We start from the raw sequence: 21020 nt of genomic DNA, 5'->3' as shown, positions 1-21020 counted from the left end.
GGAGCCGGTTCCGAAGCGACGGGCCGGACCTCAAAGCCATGAAGAGCTCCGCAGAGCCACGCTCGACGCCGCTGGCCCCCATTGCGCTCAGCATGGGGGAGCCCGCGGGCATCGGCCCCGAGGTGACGCTCAAGGCATGGGCGGCGCGCAAGGCCGAAGCCCTGCCAGCCTTCCTCGCGGTCGGCGCGCCATCGCTCTATCGCGACCTCGCGGCGCGGCTCAAGCTAGACATTCCGATCGCCGAAATTTCGAGCGCGGCCGAGGCCCTGTCGGCGTTCGAGTGCGCCCTTCCCGTGCTGCCCGTCGCGCTCGGCGCGCCGGTGGAGGCAGGCCGCCTCGCGCCCGCCAATGCGGCCGCCGTCATGCGCGCGATCGACCTCGCCTGCGATCTCGCGTCGTCGGGCGCGGCATCGGCGCTCGTCACCAACCCCATTCACAAGCGCGCGCTTTATGAAGCAGGGCTCGACGTGCCGGGGCACACGGAATATCTCGCCATGCGCACGGGCGGCGCGACGCCGGTCATGATGCTTTCCTGCCCCGGACTTCGCGTCGTGCCCGTCACCGTGCATATTCCGCTCGGCGCCGTCGTGCCCACGCTCACAACTTCCATGATCGCCGAAAAGGGCGTCATCCTCGCCCGCGCGCTTCGCCGCGACTTCGGCATCGCCCGCCCCTGCATCGCTGTCGCGGGCCTCAATCCGCATGCGGGCGAAGAGGGACATATCGGGCGGGAGGAAATCGAGATCATTGAACCGGCGCTCGATGCGATCCGGCGCGAGGGCGCGGAGGTGACGGGGCCGCTGCCGCCAGACACCATGTTCCACGCCGCGGCGCGCGCGCGATACGACGCCGCGCTCTGCATGTATCACGACCAGGCGCTGATCCCGCTCAAGACGATCAACTTCGAACGTGGCGTCAACACGACGCTCGGCCTTCCCGTCGTCCGCACATCGCCCGACCACGGAACGGCGCTCGACATTGCGGGCAAGGGCATCGCCCATCCGGGAAGCCTTATCGAAGCCATCAGGCTCGCGCAGGAAATCGCGCGCCACCGGGCGGCCGCATGAGCGGGGATGAGCTTCCTCCCTTGCGCGAAGTCATCGCGAAGCACGGGCTCGGCGCGCTGAAGGCGCTCGGACAGAATTTCCTTCTCGATCTCAATCTGACCGGGCGCATCGCGCGGGCTGCGGGCCCGCTCGAAGGCCATGAGGTGGTCGAGGTCGGGCCGGGACCGGGCGGTCTCACGCGCGCGCTTCTGGCCGAGGGCGCGTCCCGCGTCATCGCCATCGAGCGCGACCGGCGTTGCCTCCCGGCGCTGGAGGAAATCGCCGCCGCCTATCCCGGCCGCCTCACCATCATCGAGGGCGACGCGCTCGAGACGGACATGGCCGCGCTCGTGAAGGGGCCGGCGCGCATCGTCGCCAACCTCCCCTACAACATCGCGACGCCGCTCCTCGTGCGCTGGCTCCAGACCGAGCCCTGGCCGCCCTGGTATGCGAGCCTGACGCTCATGTTCCAGAAGGAAGTCGCAGAGCGGATCGTCGCCCCGCCCGGCGGCAAGGCCTATGGGCGGCTTGCCGTGCTGGCGCAATGGCGGACGCGGCCCCGCATGCTCTTCGATGTGAACCGCAGCGCCTTTACGCCCCCGCCCGCCGTCACATCGACCGTGGTCGAACTCATCCCGCGCGCAGAGGTGCTCGCGCCCGCCGATCCGCGCGCGCTCGAGCGCGTTGTTGCCGCCGCCTTCGGCCAGCGGCGCAAGATGCTGCGCTCAAGCCTCAAATCGCTGACGGCAAATCCCGCCGCGATGATCGAGGCGGCAGGTATCGACCCGACGCAGCGCGCGGAGGAACTCAGCGTCGAGCAGTTCTGCGCGCTGGCGAGAGCCTTCGCTGCAGCGGGCTGAACGCCGCTCCGTAGCAGTTGTCGCGTCGGCCCCGGCGTGCAACATTGCGCCAACCGGACGTTGCGGAAATGCGCAGACGGCCTCATGCACAGTACAGGAGACACTCCATGAAATCGCAAGCGATCGTCGATTACGGCCAGCCGCTCAAGGAAATCGAAGGCGAGACGCCGCAGCCGACGGGCACGCAGGTGCTGCTCAAGGTCACGCATTGCGGCGTCTGCCACTCGGACGTGCATCTCCATGACGGCTATTTCGATCTCGGCGGCGGCAACAAGCTCGACGTGCGCGGCGGCCGCAAGCTGCCCTTCACGCTCGGCCATGAGATCGAAGGCGAAGTGATTGCCTTCGGCGAGGACGCGGAAGGCGTGGCCGTCGGCCAGCGCCGCGTCGCCTTCCCGTGGATCGGCTGCGGCGAGTGCCCGACCTGTCGGCGTGGCGAGGAGCATCTCTGCAACAAGCCGGCCAATCTCGGCATCCAGGTCGCCGGCGGCTATGCGACCCATGTGCTCGTGCCCCATCCGCGCTACCTCATCGACTACACCGGCGTGCCGCAGGGCCTCGCCGCCACCTATATGTGCTCCGGGCTCACGGCCTATAGCGCGATGAAGAAGCTCGGCGAGGTGAGCCCCGAAGAGCGCGTGCTCGTGGTCGGCCTCGGCGGCGTCGGCATGATGGGCCTGCAATTCGCGAAGGCGATGTTCAAGGCGGCCCCGCTCGGCGCCGATGTCGACGAGCAGAAGCTTCAGGCGGCGCGCGGCTCGGGCGCGCATGAGGTCTATAATCCGAAGGACGAGGACGCGCTGAAGAAGCTTCTCGCCGACACCAATGGCGGCGTGCCCGCCGCCGTCGATTTCGTCGGTTCCGAAGCGTCGCTCAAATTCGCCACCAGCGCGGTACGCAAGGGCGGCCATGTCGTGGTGGTCGGGCTTTTCGGCGGCGGCTTCTCCATGCCGATCCCGATGTTCCCCATGCGCGCGATCACGATCGGCGGCTCCTATGTCGGCTCGCTCGGCGACACGCTCGAAATGATGGAGCTCGTGAAGGCGGGCAAGATCGATCCGATCCCCGTTCAGGAGCGCCCGCTCGGCCAGGCCTCGAAGACGCTCGACGATCTCCGGCACGGCCAGGTTCTCGGCCGCGTCGTGCTGAAGCCCTGAGGCTCATCCTCGCGTCTTGATCTCGCTCAATGCGGCGGAGCGCCGCTTCTCCATGCTGAAGCTCATCTTCGGCACGGGGTAGCGGCTTCCCCCGCATAGGGGCGCCCGCCTTCCCGATGCCCGCCGACGGCTTCCAGGGAGGCGCGCGCCATGACCTACTACCACGCCCGGACGCTGGAGACCTCGTTCGACGATGCGGTCACGCGCATCACAGCCGCGCTCGCCAGGCAGGGCTTCGGCATCCTGACCGATATCGACGTCGCCGCGACGATGAAGAAGAAGCTCGGTCTCGACATCGCCGCCTACCGGATCCTGGGCGCGTGCAATCCCGAAATGGCGGCGAAGGCGCTCGAGATCGAAAACAAGATCGGCACCATGCTGCCCTGCAATGTGATCGTGCGCGAGAGCGGGCCGCGCTGGGTCGAGATCGCGGCGATCAATCCCCTCGCCTCCATGAGCGCCGTCGGCAATCCGAGGCTCGATCAGGTCGCCACGAGGGTCGATGCCCTGCTCCGCGCCGCCCTGGACAGCGCCTGATTTTTGACCTCGCGCAATGACCTGCCCGGCGCACGCGCCGCAAGATGGCCGCCTCACCCATGCGAGGAGGACGCAATGAAACTCCGGCTGGCCGCGCTCATCACCCTGCTTGCGCTTTTTTGCATCCCGATCGCCATCGCGCAGGAAGCGAGTCCACAACAGCAGGGCAACCGGCCCGGAATGATGGGACAGGGACGAGGGCCCGGGCCCGGTTGGGGGCAAGGTTGGGGGCCGGGCATGATGGGCGGCTGGGGGCCGGGCATGATGGGCGGCTGGGGCCGCGGGATGATGGGTTACGGATATGGCGGCGGCCGCGGCTGGGGCCCCGGCATGATGGGCGGCTGCGGCATGTACGGCTATCGCGCCGGCAGCGACGGCGCCGATATCGACAGCTATGTCGAGGGGCGGCTTGCCTTCCTCAAGGCGGAACTCAAGATCACGGATGCGCAAGGCGCGGCATGGAACGCCTATGCCGACGCGCAGCGCGCCAATGCGCAGGTCATGGCCAGCATGCACAAGCAGATGTTCGAGGCCCTGCGCTCGAACGATCGCTCGGCGGTCAATTTCTTCGACCTGCATATCCGCATGATGAAATCGAGGCTCGCCGCGCTCGAGGCGCTGAAGCCCGCGACGGAAGGGCTCTACAAGGTTCTGTCGGCGGAACAGAAGCAGAGGGCCGACGACCTCCTGCCCTTCATGGGCTGCCTCTAGCCCGACGCACGGGCGGCGGCGCGGTCAGAGCGTGTCGCGGAGCTGCTTGACGAAATTCGACAGGCCGGTGAGCCGCCTGCGGCGGATGCGCTCGGCCTGAAGGATCGCGCGCAATTCCAGAAACGCGCGGTCAATGTCGTCGTTGATGATGATGTATTCGTATTCCTGATAGTGGCTGATCTCGTCGGACGCCTTGGCCATCCGCGTGGCCACGACATCGTCGGCATCCTGCGCGCGGGTCCGCAAGCGCCGCTCGAGGTCCTGCGCCGAAGGCGGAAGAACGAAGACCTTCACGAGGTCTTCATGCGCCATCTCGTCGATCTGCTGCGTGCCCTGCCAGTCGATGTCGAAAAGAACGTCGTGCCCGCGCGCCAGCGCCTCCTGCACCGGCGCGCTCGGCGTCCCGTAGTAATTGCCGAAGACCTTGGCGCTCTCCAGAAACTCGCCGCGGTTTCGCATCACGCCGAAATCCTCGGCGCTGATGAAGTAATAGTCGCGGCCATGCACCTCGCCCGGACGCGGCGGCCGCGTGGTCGCGGAAACCGACATGGTGATCATCGGGTCGCTTTCCAGCAGCATCCGCGAAAGCGTCGTCTTGCCCGCGCCCGAGGGCGAGGACAAGGCAAGCATCAGGCCCCGGCGTCCGACATTGACCACGCTCATGCGCTCTCTCTCTTCATTCGACGTTCTGTACCTGCTCGCGGAGCTGATCGATCACCGCCTTGAGTTCGAGGCCAATGCGAGTGAGGCTCACATCGGCGGCCTTCGAGCAAAGCGTGTTCGCCTCGCGGTTGAACTCCTGCGTGAGGAAATCGAGCCTGCGGCCCGCCGGCTCGCCGCTCGCGAAAAGGTCGCGGGCCTGCGCGACATGGGCGATGAGGCGATCGATCTCCTCACGCACATCGGCCTTGGTCGCGAGCAGCGCGGCTTCCTGCGCGAGCCGCTCCTCCGATAGCGACGGCGAGGCTCCGAGAAGTTCGGCGATCTGCGCCTTGAGGCGCGCGCGCATGGCATCGACGCTCACGACCGGCGAGGCCGCCGCCTGTCGCGTCAGCCGCTCTATTTCGTCGACATGCTCACGCAGGACGGTTTCGAGCTTGCTCCCCTCATCGGCACGGGCCTTCGCAAGCGCGGCCGCCGCCACGCCGAAGGACGAAACGAGCGCGGCCTCGAAGGCGGCGCGCTCCTCCTCGTTCTCCTCGGCCTCAGCGCTTTCGAGCACGCCTTTCAGCGCCAGAATGCCTTCCGCGCTCGGCGGCGCGAGCTCGACCGAACCCTGCAGACTGCGGATGGCGCCCAGAACGGCGGCGAGCGCGTCCTGATTGATGCGGAGAGGTGCTGCGGTCTTCGCGCGGTCGAGCGTCAGCGACGCCTGCACATTGCCGCGCCGCGCATGCCGCCCCAGTTCCTCGCGCAGCCGCGGCTCGATGCTCTCGAAGCCCGGCGGCAGGCGGAAGCGCACGTCGAGCCCCTTGCCGTTGACGCTTCGCAATTCCCAATGCCAGCGGGCGAGCCCCAGCTCGCCATCCGCGCGGGAAAATCCTGTCATGCTGATCAGGGGCATCGGCGGAACCTTCCAAGAATCACGCGATTACGGCCGGGAGTATAGCAAGATCGGCTAGCCGCCCGCGCGCCTAGCAGGCGCCCGCATGGGCAGCACCGGCGCGGCGGCGGCAGGCGCGGCTTCCGCCTTGCCCGGAGCTTTTCGTTCGGATTCAGGCACGGGCTCGGGCGCGGCGGATCGGCCCGCCAGGCCTTTTTCCACGCGGCGCCAGTGGTTCACATTGCGCTGGTGCTCATCGAGCGACGTCGAAAAGGCGTGACCGCCCGTGCCATCGGCGACGAAATAAAGGTCCTTCGTCTCGGGCGGATTGAGCACGGCCTCGATCGAAGCGCGGCCGGGATTGCTGATCGGCGTCGGCGGCAGGCCGTCCACCTGATAGGTGTTGTAGGGCGTCACGCGGTCAAGCTCGCTCCGCCTGATCGGCCGCCCGAGCGACCCCTTGCCGTCCGTCACGCCGTAAATGATCGTCGGATCGGATTGCAGCCGCATTGACTTGCGCAGGCGATTGACGAAGACGGCGGCCACGCGCGGGCGCTCGGAGGCGAGCCCCGTTTCCTTCTCGACGATGGAGGCGAGGATGATCGCTTCCTTCTGCGTCTTGTAAGGCAGGTCTTCCGCGCGGTGCGGCCACAGCTCGTTGAGGAGCGCGGAGGCGGATTTCTGCATGCGCTGCACGATCTGGGCGCGCGTCGTGCCGCGAGTGAAGTGATAAGTCTCCGGCAGCAGCGAGCCCTCATCGGGAATGAGCGGCGTGTCGCCCGTCAGTACCGGATCGGCCTTCACGATCTCCATCACCTGCCAGCTCGTCAGCCCCTCGGGCACGGTAATGCGATGGACGATCGATTTGCCATCCCTCAGGATACGGACGATTTCGGCCATGCTGGCATGTGCCGGAATTTCATATTCGCCGGCCTTGAGCTTGCCCGCGCTCCGGTTGAGACGGACGGCGGCGCGAAAGACGAGCGGTTCGTCGAGCACATGGGCGTCCGCAAGGCGCTCGCTGATCGCATTGAGGCCGAGCCCCGGCGCGAGCCACACGACCGTCGGCGAGGCGGCGGGGCCAGGCGCCTCGAAGCGCCATTTGCCATATAGGAAGGCTCCGCCGGCGAGAACGGCCAGAGCGGATGGCAGCACGACCAGAAGAAACAGCAGGACACGCGCGAGCAGCCTTCGCCGAACCGGCGGCGGGCCGGAAGCATCGGCAGGCGTTTCGCCTTCCTTCGTCAATTAATCGACTTTCTTGAGCACCAGCGAGGCGTTCGTGCCGCCGAAGCCGAAGGAGTTCGACAGGGCGTAATTCACTTCCTTCCGCTTCGCCTTCAGCGGCACGAGATCCATCTCCGTCTCGACCTCGGGATTTTCGAGGTTGAGCGTCGGCGGAACGATGCCGTCGCGGATCGCCAGCATGCAGAAGATGGCCTCCACCGCGCCGGCCGCGCCGAGCAGATGGCCGATCGACGACTTGGTCGACGACATGGAGGTCTTGCTGACGGCGTTGCCGAGAAGGCGCGTGACCGCCGCAAGCTCGATCGTGTCGGCCATGGTCGAAGTGCCATGCGCGTTCACATAGTCGATCTCGGAAGCCGAGATGCCAGCGCGCTTGAGCGCCGCCTGCATCGAGCGGAAGCCGCCATTGCCGTCCTCGGGCGGAGCGGTGATGTGGTAGGCGTCGCCCGAAAGGCCGTAGCCCACGACTTCGGCGTAAATCTTCGCGCCGCGCGCCTTGGCGTGCTCATATTCCTCGAGCACCACAATGCCCGCGCCCTCGCCCATCACGAAACCGTCGCGGTCCCTGTCATAGGGGCGCGAGGCGCGCTTGGGCTCGTCGTTGAAGCTCGTGGACAGCGCGCGGCACGCGGCGAAGCCCGCAATGCCGATGCGGCTGACCGCCGATTCGGTGCCGCCCGCGACCATGACGTCGGCGTCGTCGAGCGCGATGAGCCGCGCCGCATCGCCGATCGCATGCGCGCCCGTCGAACAGGCCGTCACGACCGAATGGTTCGGGCCCTTGAGCCCATGCTGGATCGAGACATAGCCCGATGCGAGATTGATGAGGCGGCCCGTGATGAAGAAGGGGCTCACGCGGCGCGGGCCCTTCTCGTTCAGGATGAGCGCCGTTTCGGCGATGCCTTGCAGGCCGCCAATGCCGGAGCCGATCAGCGTGCCGGTGCGGCAGCGCTCTTCCTCGGTCGAGGGATGCCAGTCCGCATCGTTCAGCGCCTGGGTCGCCGCGGCCACGGCAAAGACAATGAATTCGTCGACGCGCTTGGCTTCCTTGGCATCCATCCAGTCATCCTGGATGAACGCGCCTTCGCCCGTGCGCGGCACTTCGCAAGCGATCTTGCAGGGGAGGTCGTCGGTCTCGAACTTCTCGATTCTTCCGGCGCCGGATTCTCCGTTCAGAATCCTTTTCCATGTAGTTTCGACGCCGCATCCGAGCGGCGAGACCATGCCAAGTCCGGTGACGACAACCCGTCTCATGTCTCTTCCTACTCCCCCGCCATCCGATCAGAGGCGCCTTGCTTGAAACCCGAAGCAGAGCCGCGAGGCTAGGGCCGCGGACGGCCCCGCGCACGCGGCGGAGCGCGGTCGCCCGCGCTCCCTTGCGTCCGGATCAGGCCTTCGCGTTCGCCTTCACGAACTCGATTGCGTCCTTGACGGTCAGGATCTTCTCGGCGGCATCGTCCGGGATTTCGACGCCGAATTCTTCCTCGAACGCCATCACGAGTTCGACGTTGTCGAGACTGTCCGCACCGAGATCATCGATGAAGCTCGCGTTCTCGGTCACCTTGTCGGCGTCGACGCCGAGGTGCTCGACCACGATCTTCTTCAAGCGTTCCGCGATATCACTCATTTTAAATCCTCAGATTCCTGTTTTAGACCGGCCTCACGCCCCACTCCCCATGCCATCGGCTCAGAGGAAACTAGCGATCGAATTCGGCGGAAAGACTGCCCTTCTTCTGGCCCATTTCAAGGCAGGACCGCAAGCCAAATCGAGGGCCTAGGTAACACACTTTTCGTTCCCGCACCAGAAAAGGCGCTACATTGAAAAGGTTAACCAGGCCACTGATTTTATTTGATTTTCTGCTCTGGACGCGAACTTCACGGATCAGATCATCACCATACCACCGTTAACATGGATCGTCTGGCCGGTCACATAGGCGGCCTCGTTGCTGGCCAGAAAGACCACGGCGGCGGCGATCTCGCTCGCCTCGCCGAGCCGGCCGGCGGGAATCGTTCCCATGATGCGGCTCTTCTGATCGTCGGTCAGCGCATCCGTCATGGCGCTGCGGATGAAGCCCGGCGCGACGCAATTCGCGGTGATGTTGCGGCTCGCCACTTCCTGCGCGAGCGACTTCGTCATGCCGATCATGCCGGCCTTGGAGGCGGCATAGTTGCCCTGGCCGGGATTGCCCATCACGCCGACGACGGAAGTGATTCCGATGATGCGGCCGAAGCGGCGCTTCATCATGCCGCGAAGGCTGGCGCGCGACAGGCGGAAGGCGGCGGTGAGGTTGACGCGGATGACCTCGTCCCACTCCTCGTCCTTCATCCGCATAAAGAGATTGTCGCGGGTGAGGCCCGCATTGTTGACGAGAATGTCGAGGCCGCCCATCGCGTCCTCAGCCTGCTTCGGCAGCGCATCGACGGCGGCCGCGTCCGAGAGGTTGCAGGGCACCACATGCGTGCGGCCGCCAAGCTCGGCGGCGAGCGCGTCGAGCGCTTCCCTGCGCGTGCCGGAGAGCGCGACCGTCGCGCCCTGCCCGTGGAGCGCGCGGGCGATGTCCGAGCCGATGCCGCCCGACGCGCCCGTGACGAGCGCGGTTTTTCCTGTGAGGTCGAACATGTTGGCTCCCCGTTTTTAAATCGTCTTCAGAATGGCTTCGATATCGGCGGGCGTGCCCACCGAAACGATTTCAGGCGATTGCTGCGCGATGCGCTTGATCATGCCGGCAAGGGCCTTGCCCGCGCCCGTCTCGACATAATGCGTGACGCCCTGCTCTTCCATGTAGAGCACGCTTTCGCGCCAGCGCACCATGCCCGTCACCTGCTTCACCAGCAAGTCTCGGATTGTCGCCGGATCGGCAACGCGCGAGGCGGTGACATTGGCGACGAGCGGCACGGAGGGCGTGCGGATCTCGACATCGGCGAGCGCGTCGGCCATTTCGTCGGCGGCGGGCTGCATCAGCGCGCAATGGAAGGGAGCGCTCACCGGCAGAAGCATGCTGCGCTTCGCGCCCTTGCCCTTGGCGATCTCGATGGCGCGCTCCACCGCAGCCCTGGTGCCGGAGACGACGACCTGTCCGCCGCCATTGTCGTTCGCGGCCTCGCAGACCTCGCCCTGCGCCGCTTCCTTCGCCACCTCGGCGGCGGCGTCATAGTCGAGGCCGAGCAGCGCCGCCATGGCGCCGACGCCGACCGGCACGGCGCGCTGCATGGCCTGGCCGCGACGCTTCAGGAGGCGCGCCGTATCGGCAACGCTGAAGGCGCCGGCGGCCGCGAGCGCCGAATATTCGCCGAGCGAATGGCCGGCAACGAAGGCCGCCTTGTCGGCGAGGCGGAAGCCCCCTTCCTTCTCGAGCGTGCGGACGACCGCGAGGCTCACGGCCATGATGGCGGGCTGGGCGTTCTCGGTCAGGGTGAGGTCTTCCTGCGGGCCTTCCCACATCAGCCGGGTGAGGTTCTGGCCGAGGGCCTCGTTCACCTCCTCGAAGACTTCGCGCGCCGTGGCGAACGCCTCGTAGAGTTCGCGGCCCATGCCGACCGCCTGCGATCCCTGCCCCGGAAAGATGAAAGCCCTGCTCATCGACGCTCCCTGCGAACCCTGTTGACTGGCACGGGCCCTTCGCGGCCCGGAAGCGGAAAGAGATACAGGCAGGCAGAGTCGAGTCAAGTTAGTCACAGGTTGTCACGAGTGTGCCTGCGATGAACTAAAAGGGAATCTCTTCATCAAGATTGCTGGGAAAATCGGGTTTCTTGCTACGCCGTTTTGGCGTGGCACGAAGATCGAGCATGTCAACGTTCTCAAGCAACCATGTGCTACCTGCGTCTTCAACGAAGTACACCGTGCAAGGGTCGCTATCGAAATTTGCCTCCTTCGCACTCGTGATTAGGCCCTTTCTGAGAAGCCTTTCTATCCCAATATTCAAGCCTAAATTATTGTATCCTTGTCGATCTAGCGCTTGCTGCACAGTCCAATGAGAGACGCCCTCCTCCGGCCCACTTCGGCTTTCCATGATCGAGGCGAGAACCATAATCTCGTGGGGCGACAACCCACCATCGTCTTTCAGCGGTGACCTAGTTTTGATTGCCGCTAATTTGTTAGCCGTATCCTGAATGGCCATTAGCCGATCAGAGATCTTGCTCTTAAGGTCGTCAAAATCGCTCGGAGAGTCAGACTGGTACTTAATAATATTGCGATGCTGAACGTCGAATGGATACTTGCCCGAGCGCGCTGTTGAGCACACTAAGCAAATTTCTTTTCCCGCCGATAGCGCATACCCCAATTCAAACCACACATTGGGACTATCCAAAGTAATGTCTGCGAGACACGCAACGGCACCCGGAATTCTTGCCTCAATCTGCTCAATTGGAATGCTTGCACTAGGATCTTGATCGACACGGTACGGCTCAAGGCCCGCAGCTACAATTGCCGGGGCAAAGGCCTCCTCATAGCGACGATCAAACATCCCTCCGTCAAACGGCTGGATGACAAAACAGTAGCCTGGCATTTCCCGCTCCAGCGAAATTTAGAAATTCCTAGCACAAAAAGTTCGCCTTTTGTACCACCTTGCTTCTCCGGTGGTTTTCCTTATATTGCGCGGCTTCTGAAGGCCCTGGTTGGAGGCTGAACGGCGCACCGTGCCCCAAAGGCGCGGCAGGGAGAAATCCCGGGCTCCGGTGTCTCCGCTCTTTTGGTGGTCCTTTAGAGCCTTTTTCAAGGGCTCAAAGGGGGCTTTGCGCCGGGGCCGGATACAAATGGGAAAAGGCTCAATGGCTCTTTACGAGCATGTTTTCATTGCGCGACAGGACGTGTCGCAGCAGCAGGTCGAAGGACTGGTCGAACAGTTCTCGAACATCATCAAGGAAAATGGCGGTTCGGTCAGCAAGACCGAATATTGGGGCCTGCGGAACCTCGCCTTCAAGGTGAAGAAGAACCGCAAGGGCCACTATACGCTCATGAACATCGACGCGCCGGCGGCAGCCGTTGCCGAAATGGAGCGTCAGCAGGGCATCAACGAAGACGTCATCCGCATCCTCACCATCCGCGTCGAGGAGCATGAGACCGGCCAGTCGGCGATGCTGCAGAACCGTGGCGGCCGCGACGAGCGCCGTGGCGGCGACCGATTCGACCGTGGCGACCGCCCCCGTGGCGACCGCCCCCGCTTCTCGCGCGACCGCGACGAAGCTGCTTCGGAAGGGAGTGACGAATAATGAGCACATCAGCAGCCCCCGCGCGCCGGCCCTTCTTCCGCCGTCGCAAGACCTGCCCCTTCTCCGGCGCCAACGCCCCGAAGATCGATTACAAGGACGTGAAGCTCCTGCAGCGCTACGTCTCGGAGCGCGGCAAGATCGTTCCGAGCCGCATCACGGCGGTTTCCGCCAAGAAGCAGCGTGAACTCGCCCGCGCCATCAAGCGCGCGCGCTTCCTCGCGCTTCTGCCCTACGTCATCGGCTGAGCCGGGAAAGGAGACAGACATGCAGGTCGTACTTCTGGAACGGGTGGAAAAGCTCGGCCAAATGGGCGATGTGGTGAGAGTGAAGGACGGCTTCGCCCGTAACTTCCTCCTGCCGCGCAAGAAGGCGCTCCGCGCCACCAAGGAAAACATCGCGCGCTTCGAGTCGCAGCGCGCGCAGCTCGAGGCACGCAACCTCGAGCTCAAGGCCGAAGCCGAGCAGGTCAAGGCCCGGCTCGACGGCCAGTCCTTCATCATCCTGCGTCAGGCGGGTGAATCGGGACAGCTCTACGGTTCGGTCACCACGCGCGACATCGCGCTGGCGCTCACCGCGGGCGGCTTCTCGACGGACCGCAACCAGGTCTCGCTCGATCATCCGATCAAGTCGATCGGCCTTCGCGAAGTGCGCATCGTTCTGCACCCGGAAGTTTCCTCCAATGTGACGGTCAACGTCGCCCGTTCGGAGGAAGAGGCGCAGCGCCAGGCGTCCGGCGAAGACCTGACCAAGCGCGATCAGGACTTCGAGGCCGAGGCCGAGGAGTTCTTCGAAGCTGAGGAACTGGCTCCGGCCGAGGAAGGCGAAGCCGCCGAGGGCGAGACGGAAGCCTGATAGGCTCCCGCATCCGCTCGATCAGAATTGCGAAACGCCGCCCTCCGGGGCGGCGTTTTTCTTTGCCTCCCCTATCATTGCACCCGGCAGCGCATCATCCGAAACTGGAACTAGAAACAGGAGGAAGAACCTCGTGCCGATAAGACTGATCGAGGTGATGGCGAAATCCGGACACGCCGACACGATCCGGGCGGTCGCGGAGCAGTTCAATGCGCTGGACTGCCGGGTAGCACCGCCGGACAATGCCGGCATCCAGTCCGTGCGCATTCTCGCTCATCCCGACAAGCAGCAGGAGCTCGTCGATCAGCTTCAAACCGCCGTCGGCGCGGAACAAGGCTGGCGCATTGTCATGCAACCCGTTGACGCGGTGATCCCCGACCCTGAACCGCAAGAAGAATCCCGCCGCACGTCAACTGCCACACTGCGCGAACAGCTCTATGTCGATATCTCACGCGGGGCGCAAGCGGACACTACATTCATCCTGCTCGTGCTGATGTCGACCATCGTGGCAGCGATCGGCCTCTTCAACAACAACATCGCGGTCGTCATCGCCGCCATGGTGATCGCGCCGCTTCTTGGTCCCAATGTGGCCCTGGCTTTCGGCAGCGCGCTCGGCGACCGCGAGCTGATCGTCCGCGCCGCCCTGACGAACGCGCTGGGCCTCGCCCTTTCCGTCGCCGGCGCAGCGATCGCCGGCTTTCTGCTGCCCGACAAGATTTCCAGCCCCGAACTGATGGCGCGCACCGAGATCGGGTATGACAGCATCATCCTTGCGCTGGCCGCAGGCGCCGCGGGCGCCATTTCGCTCACGACCAATGTGTCGAGCGCGGTCGTCGGCGTCATGGTCGCGGTCGCCCTGATGCCACCCGCCGTAACACTTGGCTACATGCTCGGCACATCGAGAATTTCGCTGGCACTCGACGCCGGAACGCTTCTCGCTATCAACATCGTCTGCATCAATCTCACCGCCCAGATCGTCTTTCTCGCCCGGGGGATCCGGCCACGCGCTTGGTGGCAGCGACGCGGCGCACAGCAATCGACCTATGTCAGCCTCTTCGTCTGGACCACGCTGCTCGCTGTCCTCGTAGCCGTCATCTATCTCTACGGACAGTCGAGTTGACGCACCGGCACGGCCATGCGTTCACCGGCGATGGACAATGCATTTTTTTATTGATTCCAAACTGTGGTTAAACTCTCATAATGGGAGATAAATAAGGGGGTGCAAAACCGGTCTGGTCCGGTCGTGTACTGATCGGGGCCGACCTCGCGTCAACTCTGGAAACGGAGGTTGTATGCTGTTCGGTATCCTTATTAGGCAGGTTGTCGCGCGCGGCTCGCTCCGGGTCGTCGACTGGAACGGAAAGACCTCGGTCTTCGGCGACGGAACGGGCAGGCAGGTCACCATCCGGCTCCACGAGCGCAGCCAGCAACTGAGGCTTGCCCTCAATCCCTATCTCCGGCTCGGCGAAGCCTATATGGACGGCTCCCTGACCGTGGACGAGCCCTCGACGATCTACGATCTGCTCGACCTCCTCCTCGGCAATCTGGGCACGAACTATCCCAGCCGCGCCTTCAAGGTCTTCGCTGCGCTTCGGCGGACGAAGCGGCGCATCGACCAGCACAATCCCGTTGGCAAGGCGCAGGCGAATGTCGCGCATCACTACGATCTCGACGGCGGGATCTACGATCTCTTCCTCGATGCCGACAAACAATATTCCTGCGCCTATTTCGCCCATCCGGGCATGAGCCTCGAAGAGGCGCAACTGGCGAAGAAGCGGCACATCGCGGCGAAGCTCATGATCGAGCCAGGCATGCGCGTGCTCGACATCGGCTGCGGCTGGGGCGGGCTGGCGCTGACGCTCGCGGAGGAAACCGGCGCGGAAGTCACCGGCATCACGCTCAGCCGCGAGCAGCACAAGATCGCAAGCCAGCGCGCGATCGAGCGCGGTCTTGCCGACCGCGTCAAATTCCACCTTCAGGACTATCGCACGCTCGCAGGCGAATTCGACCGCATCGTCTCGGTGGGCATGTTCGAGCATGTCGGCGTCGGCTACTACGGCGAATATTTCAAAGCCGTGCAGCGCCTGCTGAAGGAGGACGGCGTCGCGCTCATCCACACGATCGGACGCCTCGACCCGCCCGGCGCCACCAATCCGTGGATCGCGAAATACATCTTCCCCGGCGGCTATATCCCCGCCCTGAGCGAGATGGCGGCGGCGGTCGAGAAGACCGGGCTTTTCATGACCGATCTCGAAGTGCTGCGCCTTCACTATGCCGAGACGCTGCGCGAATGGCGGCGGCGCTTCATGGCCAGGCGCGACATTGCGGCGAAGATCTATGACGAGCGCTTCTGCCGCATGTGGGAGTTCTATCTCGCGGGCTCGGAAACCTCGTTCCGCCATGAAGGCATGGTGAACTTCCAGCTCCAGCTCACGAGGAAGATCGACGCGCTCCCCATGACCCGCGACTATATGGGCGAGCGGGAAAGGCGGCTTTCCGACTTTCCGGCACAGCTGCGATTGCGCGCGGGCGAGTGACCGCCCGCGCCGCGCCCCTCAGGATGCCCTGCGGCCGTCGATGGAAAACCCGCCCGCGCCATGCGCCGCGACCATCAGCAGACCGCCGATGATGGTGAAGTTCTTCATGAACATGATGGTCTGTGTCTGGTCGGCGAAACTGGTGTGGAAGAAGATCGCCGCCAGCAGCGTGAAGAGGCTCAAGGCCAGCGCTGCGAGGCGCGCCTGATAGCCGACGAGCAGCAAGAGGCCGCCGCCGAGCTCGATGACGACCGCGCCGATATATGCGAGCGAGGGAAGCGGCAGCCCTGACGAGGCGATGTGCTGGACGGTCGCGTCATGCGCGCCGAGCTTCTGCGCGCCGCTCATGACGAACATGAAACTCAGAAGTATGCGGCCCACGAAGGAAAAATAAGGCGACAGGCTTTGCATTGCGGACTCCCTTTCGGCCTTGCTGGCCTCTCTGGCGCCCTTTCCGCCACCGCGGGGAGCGCGTTGCCACGGAAGCGAATCTAGCGGCCGCCCTCCCCGGCCGACTACGGCATTGGGGCAGGACGGGCTGTTTCGGGGCACGCAACAATGGGGACCGGGAATGTCCCCGCGACTCGATTTATACTCCGGCTTTCATACCGGGATTTTCCACAATTGCCGCGGCCGGGGAAACGGCCAAATGCCAAGGGCTTAGGCAATGAATGCGAAGTTATCCCGGTCTGTTGAAAAGTATCATGGGGAACAGACGGCGATGCGGCTCAATGCGGCTTCCTTGCCGGCGGGTATCGCGTAAAACGAGGCCATGGAAAATATTCAGCCTGCTTTCTCCGCAATGTCCGACGATGAGGGTGCCCAGGGCTACCGCGTCCTCCCGCACAACATCGAAGCCGAGCAGGCGCTGCTTGGCGCGATCCTCGTCAACAACGAAGCCTATGACCGCCTCTCGACCTTTCTCGAGCCGGCGCATTTCTTCGACGCGCTTCACGGGCGCATCTATGAGGCGGCGGCGAAGCTCATCACGGCCGGGCATCTCGCTTCGCCGGTGACGCTCAAGAACTTCTTCGAGCGCGACGAGGCGCTGGCCGAAATCGGCGGCCCGCAATATCTCGCGCGGCTCGCAGGCGCTGCGACGACGATCATCAACGTCCAGGAATATGGACGCACGATCTATGATCTCGCCATCCGGCGCGAACTCATTCAGGTCGGTGTGGACATTCATACGCGTGCCTATGACGCGCCGGTCGACGACACGCCTTCCTCGCAGATCCTCGATGCGGAGCAGGCGCTCTATCAGCTCGCCGAGCGTGGAAAATACGAAGGCGGCTTCCGCGGCTTCCATGAATCGCTCAAGGGCGCGATCGACATGGCGGCGGCGGCCTATGAGCGCGACGGCGGCCTTTCCGGCATTTCGACGGGCCTCATGGACCTCGACAAGATGATGGGCGGGCTTCAGCCTTCCGACCTCATCATCCTTGCCGGGCGCCCCTCGATGGGAAAGACGGCGCTCGCGACCAACATCGCCTTCAACGCCGCCAAGGCCTACAAGGCCGAGCACCATGCCGACGGCACGGTCGCGGTGAAGGACGGCGCGATCGTCGGCTTCTTCTCGCTCGAAATGTCGGCGGAACAATTGGCGACGCGCCTTCTCGCCGAGCAATCGGGCGTGCCTTCCGAGGCCATCAGGCGCGGGCGCATCCAGGAGCATGAATTCCACGCGCTGGTCGATGCCTCGCGCGAATTGCAGAGCATCCCGCTCTATATCGACGATACGGGCGGCCTCAACATCGCGACGCTCGCTGCGCGCGCGCGGCGGCTCAAGCGCCAGCGCGGGCTCGGCCTTCTCGTGGTCGACTATCTCCAGCTTCTCGCGGGCTCCGGCAAGTTCGGCGACAACCGCGTGCAGGAGGTGACGCAGATCACCACCGGGCTCAAGGCGCTGGCCAAGGAACTCAACGTCCCGATCGTCGCCCTCTCCCAGCTTTCGCGCCAGGTGGAAGCGCGCGACGACAAGCGGCCGCAACTCGCTGACCTTCGCGAGTCCGGCTCGATCGAGCAGGACGCCGACGTGGTGATGTTCGTGTTCCGCGAGGAATATTATGTGCAGCGCCGGGAACCCCGCGAGGGAACGCCGGAACATCTGGCCTGGCAGGAAGAGATGAACCAGGTGCACGGGCTCGCCGAGGTCATCATCGGCAAGCAGCGCCACGGGCCGACCGGCACGGTCAAGCTGCAATTCGAGGCGAATGTGACGCGCTTTGCCGATCTCATTCACGACGACAGGCTGCCGGACCATCACCCATAATCCGGGGCATCTGCCATGCCCTAATTTGGCGATTGGCCAATCGGCCGGGGCTGACTAGGCTTGCCCGAATGTTTGCCTATCCAAGGCTGCCGCCGAAGCGTTCAGGCGGCAGTCCGTTCAGGCACTCATGCCTTTGACACTCGCAAGAAGGGCATCGCCCGCCCCAAGTGGCGGGTCATGACGCGCTCGAGTTGATTATGCCTTCATCAGACATCGCCTCCCCCGCTCTCGCCCCGGCTCCGGCTGGCGCGTTCCTGACCATCGACCTCGACGCCCTCGTCGCCAATTACCTTGCAATCAGAGAACTGGCGAAGGGAAGCGAGGTCGCGGGCGTCGTCAAGGCGCGGGCCTATGGCCTCGGCCTCGCCCCCGTCGCACGCGCGCTCTGGGGGGCGGGCTGCCGGACCTTCTGCGTCGCCACGGCGGGGGAAGGCGCCACGCTGCGCGGCCTCCTGCCCGACGCCACGATCTACATCCTGAGCGGGCTCATCGCGGGCGCGGCGGATGCCTATGAGGCCCATGGCCTCCGCCCCTGCCTTTCGAGCCTTGCCGAGGTCGAGGAATGGCGGGCGCTGGCGAAAAGGCGCGGCCGCCCGCTTTCAGCCGGCCTGCAATTCGAAACCGGGCTCAACCGGCTCGGCATCGCCGGGCGCGAGGCGGAACGGCTCATCTCGACCCCCGAGGCGCTTTCAGGCGTCGATGTGACGCTCGTCATGAGCCATCTCGGCTGCGCGGACGAAGCCGATCACCCGCTCAACCGGCACCAGCTCGAGCGCTTCTGGGCCATCCGCGCCGCCTTTCCGGGCGTGACGGCGAGCCTCGCCAATTCGGCCGGGGTCCATCTCGGGGCCGAGTATCATTTCGACCTCGTCAGGCCCGGCATCGCGCTTTATGGCGGCAACCCGTTCACCGGCCGCACCAACCCCTGCCGCCCCGTCGTCGGGCTGCAGGGGCGCATCCTCGATGTGCGCGAGGTCGCCAGCGGCGAAACGGTCGGCTATGGCGCCGCATTCGAGGCGAAGGGGCCGCGCCGGATCGCCGTTATAGCGATGGGCTATGGCGACGGGTTTTTCCGCGTGCTCGGCTCCGACCGGCAGCGCAGCCATGTCGGGGGCCGCGTCCATATCGCCGGGCACTACGCGCCCATTGCCGGGCGGATTTCCATGGATCTCATCTCGATAGACGTGACCGAGCTGTCCGAAGGCGCCGTCAAGCGGGGCGACCTTGCGGAGCTGATCGGGCCTCATGTGACGCTGGACGAGGTGGCGACAAGGGCCGGAACCATCGGATATGAGGTTCTCACCAATCTCGGAGACCGGTACAAGCGGATTTACACTGGCGCCGGTTGTTCGACCACGGAATCATGACCTACCTTGTCGCCAGCCCCCGCCCGGGGGCATCCGGCAAAACCACTCACGGGGAGCTGCCTTGAATTTCTTCGCTATCATCGGCCGGGTCGTACTGGCCCTGCTCGCCGAGATCGGACGGCTTTCGCAATTCACCTGGACGAGTGTGAGCCACATTTTCCGCCCGCCCTTTTTCTGGCTGCTGCTCGGCCAGCAGATGATACGGATCGGCTATTTCTCGCTCCCCGTCGTCGCCCTCACGGCCTTCTTCACCGGCGGCGCGCTGGCGCTCCAGATCTACTATGGCGGCAATACGATCAATTCGGAGAACATCGTCGCCACTATCGTCGCCCTCGGCATCACGCGCGAACTCGGACCCGTCATCGGCGGCCTCATGGTCGCGGGCCGCGTCTCGGCGGCGATCGCGGCAGAACTCGGCACGATGCGGGTCACGGAGCAGATCGACGCGCTGACGACGCTCTCCACGAACCCCTACAAATATCTCGTGGTGCCGCGCATCGCGGCCGCCGTCATCACGCTGCCGATCCTCATTCTCGTGGCCGACATTCTCGGCGTCATGGGCGGCTTCGTCGTCGGCTCGACGAGCCTTCATTTCAACCCCGGCGTCTATATCCAGAACACCGTCAATTTCCTCAAGCTGGAGGATGTGACATCGGGCCTCATCAAGTCGGGCGTCTTCGGCTTCATCATCGCGCTGATGGGCTGCTTCCACGGCTTCCATTCCAAGGGCGGCGCGCAGGGCGTGGGCCGCGCCACGACGAATGCCGTCGTCACCGCCTCGATCCTCATTCTGGCGTCGAACTATGTGATGACGTCGCTGCTCTTCGCGAAGTGAGACCGGCCATGGCCAACCAGAAAAAGACCGACGACCGGAACGTGCCGAAGATCGAGCTCAGGAACGTCACCAAGCGTTTCGGCTCCAAGGTGGTGCTCAACAAACTCAGTCTCGTGATCCCGCGAGAGAAGTCGCTGGTCGTGATCGGCGGCTCGGGCACCGGCAAGTCGGTGATGCTCAAATGCGTGCTCGGCATCCTCCGCCCCGACGAGGGCGAGATCTTCGTGGACGGGCGCAACGTCCTCAAAATGGCGGCACGCGAGCGCGAGGAAACGCTTCGCAAGTTTGGCATGCTGTTTCAGGGCTCGGCGCTCTTCGACAGCCTTCCCGTCTGGCAGAATGTGGCCTTCGGCCTCATCCAGGGCCGCAACATGAAGCGCAAGGAAGCCAAGGACGTCGCCATCGCCAAGCTCGCCAAGGTTGGCCTCGGGCCGGAAGTCGGCGAGCTTTATCCGGCCGAGCTTTCCGGCGGCATGCAGAAACGCGTGGCGCTCGCCCGCGCCATCGCGGCGGACCCGGAGATCATCTTCTTCGACGAGCCGACGACGGGCCTCGACCCGATCATGGCCGACGTCATCAACGATCTCATCATCGCCAGCGTGAGGGACCTCGGCGCGACGGCGCTCTCGATCACGCATGACATGGCGAGCGCGCGCAAGATCGCCGACGAACTCGCAATGATCTACAAGGGGCAGATCATCTGGACAGGCGCGCGCGACAGGATCGACTCGAGCGGCAACGAATATGTCGACCAGTTCATCCATGGCCGCGCCGAAGGGCCGATCAAGATGGATGTGCTGAAGCCCTGATGTTTCCACGCCACCGGGCGAGCCTCGCCCGGCCAAGC

At 64.6% G+C, this 21020-nt stretch carries 23 protein-coding genes; 14 read left to right on the top strand and 9 right to left on the bottom strand.

Annotated elements, in window-relative coordinates:
* The first annotated feature begins 38 nt into the window (after nucleotides 1-38).
* The 5 genes from pdxA to WBG82_RS11655 all read left to right on the top strand — a co-directional run bounded on the left by pdxA (nucleotide 39) and on the right by WBG82_RS11655 (nucleotide 4311).
* The gene (gene pdxA / locus WBG82_RS11675) at nucleotides 39-1067 is read left to right on the top strand and encodes a 4-hydroxythreonine-4-phosphate dehydrogenase PdxA (RefSeq protein ID WP_424424696.1); all 1029 of its coding nucleotides are present in this window, start codon (nucleotides 39-41) and stop codon (nucleotides 1065-1067) included.
* On the top strand, nucleotides 1064-1906 hold the full coding sequence (gene rsmA, locus WBG82_RS11670) for a 16S rRNA (adenine(1518)-N(6)/adenine(1519)-N(6))-dimethyltransferase RsmA (protein ID WP_424424695.1): 843 nt from the start codon (nucleotides 1064-1066) through the stop codon (nucleotides 1904-1906). The genes pdxA and rsmA overlap by 4 nt, the downstream gene beginning before the upstream one ends.
* 107 nt (nucleotides 1907-2013) lie before the next feature.
* Nucleotides 2014-3063, top strand: a complete 1050-nt coding sequence (locus WBG82_RS11665) for an alcohol dehydrogenase (RefSeq protein ID WP_424424694.1) — start codon at nucleotides 2014-2016, stop codon at nucleotides 3061-3063.
* Between the two features lie 150 nt (nucleotides 3064-3213).
* A complete protein-coding gene (locus tag WBG82_RS11660; protein ID WP_424424693.1) occupies nucleotides 3214-3600 on the top strand; it encodes a DUF302 domain-containing protein in 387 nt (128 codons plus the stop codon).
* A gap of 75 nt (nucleotides 3601-3675) precedes the next feature.
* Nucleotides 3676-4311, top strand: coding sequence for a Spy/CpxP family protein refolding chaperone (locus tag WBG82_RS11655; RefSeq protein ID WP_424424692.1), 636 nt, complete (start codon nucleotides 3676-3678; stop codon nucleotides 4309-4311).
* 24 nt (nucleotides 4312-4335) lie between these two features.
* On the opposite strand, the gene gmk is transcribed toward WBG82_RS11655, so the two are convergent.
* From gmk to WBG82_RS11615, 8 genes are all read right to left on the bottom strand, one after another.
* Complete coding sequence (gene gmk / locus WBG82_RS11650) at nucleotides 4336-4974, bottom strand: guanylate kinase (RefSeq protein ID WP_424424691.1); 639 nt, start codon at nucleotides 4972-4974, stop codon at nucleotides 4336-4338.
* A gap of 13 nt (nucleotides 4975-4987) precedes the next feature.
* Entirely contained in the window at nucleotides 4988-5875 is an 888-nt protein-coding gene (locus WBG82_RS11645; protein WP_424424690.1) for a YicC/YloC family endoribonuclease, read from the bottom strand.
* A gap of 54 nt (nucleotides 5876-5929) precedes the next feature.
* Nucleotides 5930-7102: an endolytic transglycosylase MltG gene (mltG, locus tag WBG82_RS11640; protein ID WP_424424689.1), complete on the bottom strand. Its 1173-nt coding sequence runs from the start codon at nucleotides 7100-7102 to the stop codon at nucleotides 5930-5932.
* The gene (gene fabF / locus WBG82_RS11635; RefSeq protein ID WP_424424688.1) at nucleotides 7103-8356 is read right to left on the bottom strand and encodes a beta-ketoacyl-ACP synthase II; all 1254 of its coding nucleotides are present in this window, start codon (nucleotides 8354-8356) and stop codon (nucleotides 7103-7105) included.
* Between the two features lie 133 nt (nucleotides 8357-8489).
* Entirely contained in the window at nucleotides 8490-8729 is a 240-nt protein-coding gene (locus tag WBG82_RS11630; RefSeq protein ID WP_324299426.1) for an acyl carrier protein, read from the bottom strand.
* A gap of 255 nt (nucleotides 8730-8984) precedes the next feature.
* On the bottom strand, nucleotides 8985-9722 hold the full coding sequence (fabG, locus tag WBG82_RS11625) for a 3-oxoacyl-[acyl-carrier-protein] reductase (RefSeq protein ID WP_424424687.1): 738 nt from the start codon (nucleotides 9720-9722) through the stop codon (nucleotides 8985-8987).
* A 15-nt stretch (nucleotides 9723-9737) separates the two neighbouring features.
* On the bottom strand, nucleotides 9738-10682 hold the full coding sequence (gene fabD / locus WBG82_RS11620; protein WP_424424686.1) for an ACP S-malonyltransferase: 945 nt from the start codon (nucleotides 10680-10682) through the stop codon (nucleotides 9738-9740).
* A 124-nt stretch (nucleotides 10683-10806) separates the two neighbouring features.
* Complete coding sequence (locus WBG82_RS11615) at nucleotides 10807-11607, bottom strand: hypothetical protein (RefSeq protein WP_424424685.1); 801 nt, start codon at nucleotides 11605-11607, stop codon at nucleotides 10807-10809.
* A 262-nt stretch (nucleotides 11608-11869) separates the two neighbouring features.
* Here WBG82_RS11615 and rpsF point away from each other — a divergent pair, with 262 nt between their 5' ends.
* From rpsF to WBG82_RS11590, 5 genes are all read left to right on the top strand, one after another.
* The gene (rpsF, locus tag WBG82_RS11610) at nucleotides 11870-12310 is read left to right on the top strand and encodes a 30S ribosomal protein S6 (RefSeq protein ID WP_324299420.1); all 441 of its coding nucleotides are present in this window, start codon (nucleotides 11870-11872) and stop codon (nucleotides 12308-12310) included.
* The gene (gene rpsR / locus WBG82_RS11605; RefSeq protein ID WP_424424684.1) at nucleotides 12310-12555 is read left to right on the top strand and encodes a 30S ribosomal protein S18; all 246 of its coding nucleotides are present in this window, start codon (nucleotides 12310-12312) and stop codon (nucleotides 12553-12555) included. Before rpsF ends, rpsR begins: the two co-directional genes overlap by 1 nt.
* Before the next feature lie 19 nt (nucleotides 12556-12574).
* Nucleotides 12575-13162: a 50S ribosomal protein L9 gene (gene rplI, locus WBG82_RS11600; protein WP_424424683.1), complete on the top strand. Its 588-nt coding sequence runs from the start codon at nucleotides 12575-12577 to the stop codon at nucleotides 13160-13162.
* Nucleotides 13163-13295: 133 nt separating this feature from the next.
* Nucleotides 13296-14282 (top strand): TIGR00341 family protein, encoded by a 987-nt coding sequence (locus tag WBG82_RS11595; protein ID WP_424424682.1) that lies wholly within the window; start codon nucleotides 13296-13298, stop codon nucleotides 14280-14282.
* Between the two features lie 172 nt (nucleotides 14283-14454).
* The gene (locus tag WBG82_RS11590) at nucleotides 14455-15699 is read left to right on the top strand and encodes a class I SAM-dependent methyltransferase (RefSeq protein WP_424424681.1); all 1245 of its coding nucleotides are present in this window, start codon (nucleotides 14455-14457) and stop codon (nucleotides 15697-15699) included.
* Nucleotides 15700-15717: 18 nt separating this feature from the next.
* Here WBG82_RS11590 and WBG82_RS11585 read toward each other — a convergent pair whose 3' ends face one another.
* Nucleotides 15718-16110: a DoxX family protein gene (locus WBG82_RS11585; RefSeq protein ID WP_424424680.1), complete on the bottom strand. Its 393-nt coding sequence runs from the start codon at nucleotides 16108-16110 to the stop codon at nucleotides 15718-15720.
* A 361-nt stretch (nucleotides 16111-16471) separates the two neighbouring features.
* Here WBG82_RS11585 and WBG82_RS11580 point away from each other — a divergent pair, with 361 nt between their 5' ends.
* The 4 genes from WBG82_RS11580 to WBG82_RS11565 all read left to right on the top strand — a co-directional run bounded on the left by WBG82_RS11580 (nucleotide 16472) and on the right by WBG82_RS11565 (nucleotide 20982).
* A complete protein-coding gene (locus WBG82_RS11580; RefSeq protein ID WP_424424679.1) occupies nucleotides 16472-17971 on the top strand; it encodes a replicative DNA helicase in 1500 nt (499 codons plus the stop codon).
* A 197-nt stretch (nucleotides 17972-18168) separates the two neighbouring features.
* Nucleotides 18169-19338 (top strand): alanine racemase, encoded by a 1170-nt coding sequence (alr, locus tag WBG82_RS11575; protein ID WP_424424678.1) that lies wholly within the window; start codon nucleotides 18169-18171, stop codon nucleotides 19336-19338.
* A 61-nt stretch (nucleotides 19339-19399) separates the two neighbouring features.
* Complete coding sequence (locus tag WBG82_RS11570; protein ID WP_424424677.1) at nucleotides 19400-20173, top strand: MlaE family ABC transporter permease; 774 nt, start codon at nucleotides 19400-19402, stop codon at nucleotides 20171-20173.
* Between the two features lie 8 nt (nucleotides 20174-20181).
* Nucleotides 20182-20982 carry an ABC transporter ATP-binding protein gene (locus WBG82_RS11565; RefSeq protein ID WP_424424676.1) on the top strand — a complete coding sequence of 267 codons (801 nt, stop codon included), beginning with the start codon at nucleotides 20182-20184 and terminating at the stop codon, nucleotides 20980-20982.
* The last annotated feature ends 38 nt before the right edge of the window (nucleotides 20983-21020 follow it).

Source organism: Parvibaculum sp., from assembly GCF_049671045.1.
Classification (GTDB): Bacteria; Pseudomonadota; Alphaproteobacteria; order Parvibaculales; family Parvibaculaceae; genus Parvibaculum.
Note: the sequence above shows the minus strand (reverse complement) of the source record. Positions and strands in the feature narration are given on the sequence as shown.

Coding starts and splice junctions, on each gene's coding strand:
- pdxA (WP_424424696.1), top strand. CDS start 39: ATGAAGAGCTCCGCAGAGCCACGCTCGACGCCGCTGGCCCCCATTGCG.
- rsmA (WP_424424695.1), top strand. CDS start 1,064: ATGAGCGGGGATGAGCTTCCTCCCTTGCGCGAAGTCATCGCGAAGCAC.
- WBG82_RS11665 (WP_424424694.1), top strand. CDS start 2,014: ATGAAATCGCAAGCGATCGTCGATTACGGCCAGCCGCTCAAGGAAATC.
- WBG82_RS11660 (WP_424424693.1), top strand. CDS start 3,214: ATGACCTACTACCACGCCCGGACGCTGGAGACCTCGTTCGACGATGCG.
- WBG82_RS11655 (WP_424424692.1), top strand. CDS start 3,676: ATGAAACTCCGGCTGGCCGCGCTCATCACCCTGCTTGCGCTTTTTTGC.
- gmk (WP_424424691.1), bottom strand. CDS start 4,974: ATGAGCGTGGTCAATGTCGGACGCCGGGGCCTGATGCTTGCCTTGTCC.
- WBG82_RS11645 (WP_424424690.1), bottom strand. CDS start 5,875: ATGCCCCTGATCAGCATGACAGGATTTTCCCGCGCGGATGGCGAGCTG.
- fabF (WP_424424688.1), bottom strand. CDS start 8,356: ATGAGACGGGTTGTCGTCACCGGACTTGGCATGGTCTCGCCGCTCGGA.
- WBG82_RS11630 (WP_324299426.1), bottom strand. CDS start 8,729: ATGAGTGATATCGCGGAACGCTTGAAGAAGATCGTGGTCGAGCACCTC.
- fabG (WP_424424687.1), bottom strand. CDS start 9,722: ATGTTCGACCTCACAGGAAAAACCGCGCTCGTCACGGGCGCGTCGGGC.
- fabD (WP_424424686.1), bottom strand. CDS start 10,682: ATGAGCAGGGCTTTCATCTTTCCGGGGCAGGGATCGCAGGCGGTCGGC.
- WBG82_RS11615 (WP_424424685.1), bottom strand. CDS start 11,607: ATGCCAGGCTACTGTTTTGTCATCCAGCCGTTTGACGGAGGGATGTTT.
- rpsF (WP_324299420.1), top strand. CDS start 11,870: ATGGCTCTTTACGAGCATGTTTTCATTGCGCGACAGGACGTGTCGCAG.
- rpsR (WP_424424684.1), top strand. CDS start 12,310: ATGAGCACATCAGCAGCCCCCGCGCGCCGGCCCTTCTTCCGCCGTCGC.
- rplI (WP_424424683.1), top strand. CDS start 12,575: ATGCAGGTCGTACTTCTGGAACGGGTGGAAAAGCTCGGCCAAATGGGC.
- WBG82_RS11590 (WP_424424681.1), top strand. CDS start 14,455: ATGCTGTTCGGTATCCTTATTAGGCAGGTTGTCGCGCGCGGCTCGCTC.
- WBG82_RS11585 (WP_424424680.1), bottom strand. CDS start 16,110: ATGCAAAGCCTGTCGCCTTATTTTTCCTTCGTGGGCCGCATACTTCTG.
- WBG82_RS11580 (WP_424424679.1), top strand. CDS start 16,472: ATGGAAAATATTCAGCCTGCTTTCTCCGCAATGTCCGACGATGAGGGT.
- alr (WP_424424678.1), top strand. CDS start 18,169: ATGCCTTCATCAGACATCGCCTCCCCCGCTCTCGCCCCGGCTCCGGCT.
- WBG82_RS11565 (WP_424424676.1), top strand. CDS start 20,182: ATGGCCAACCAGAAAAAGACCGACGACCGGAACGTGCCGAAGATCGAG.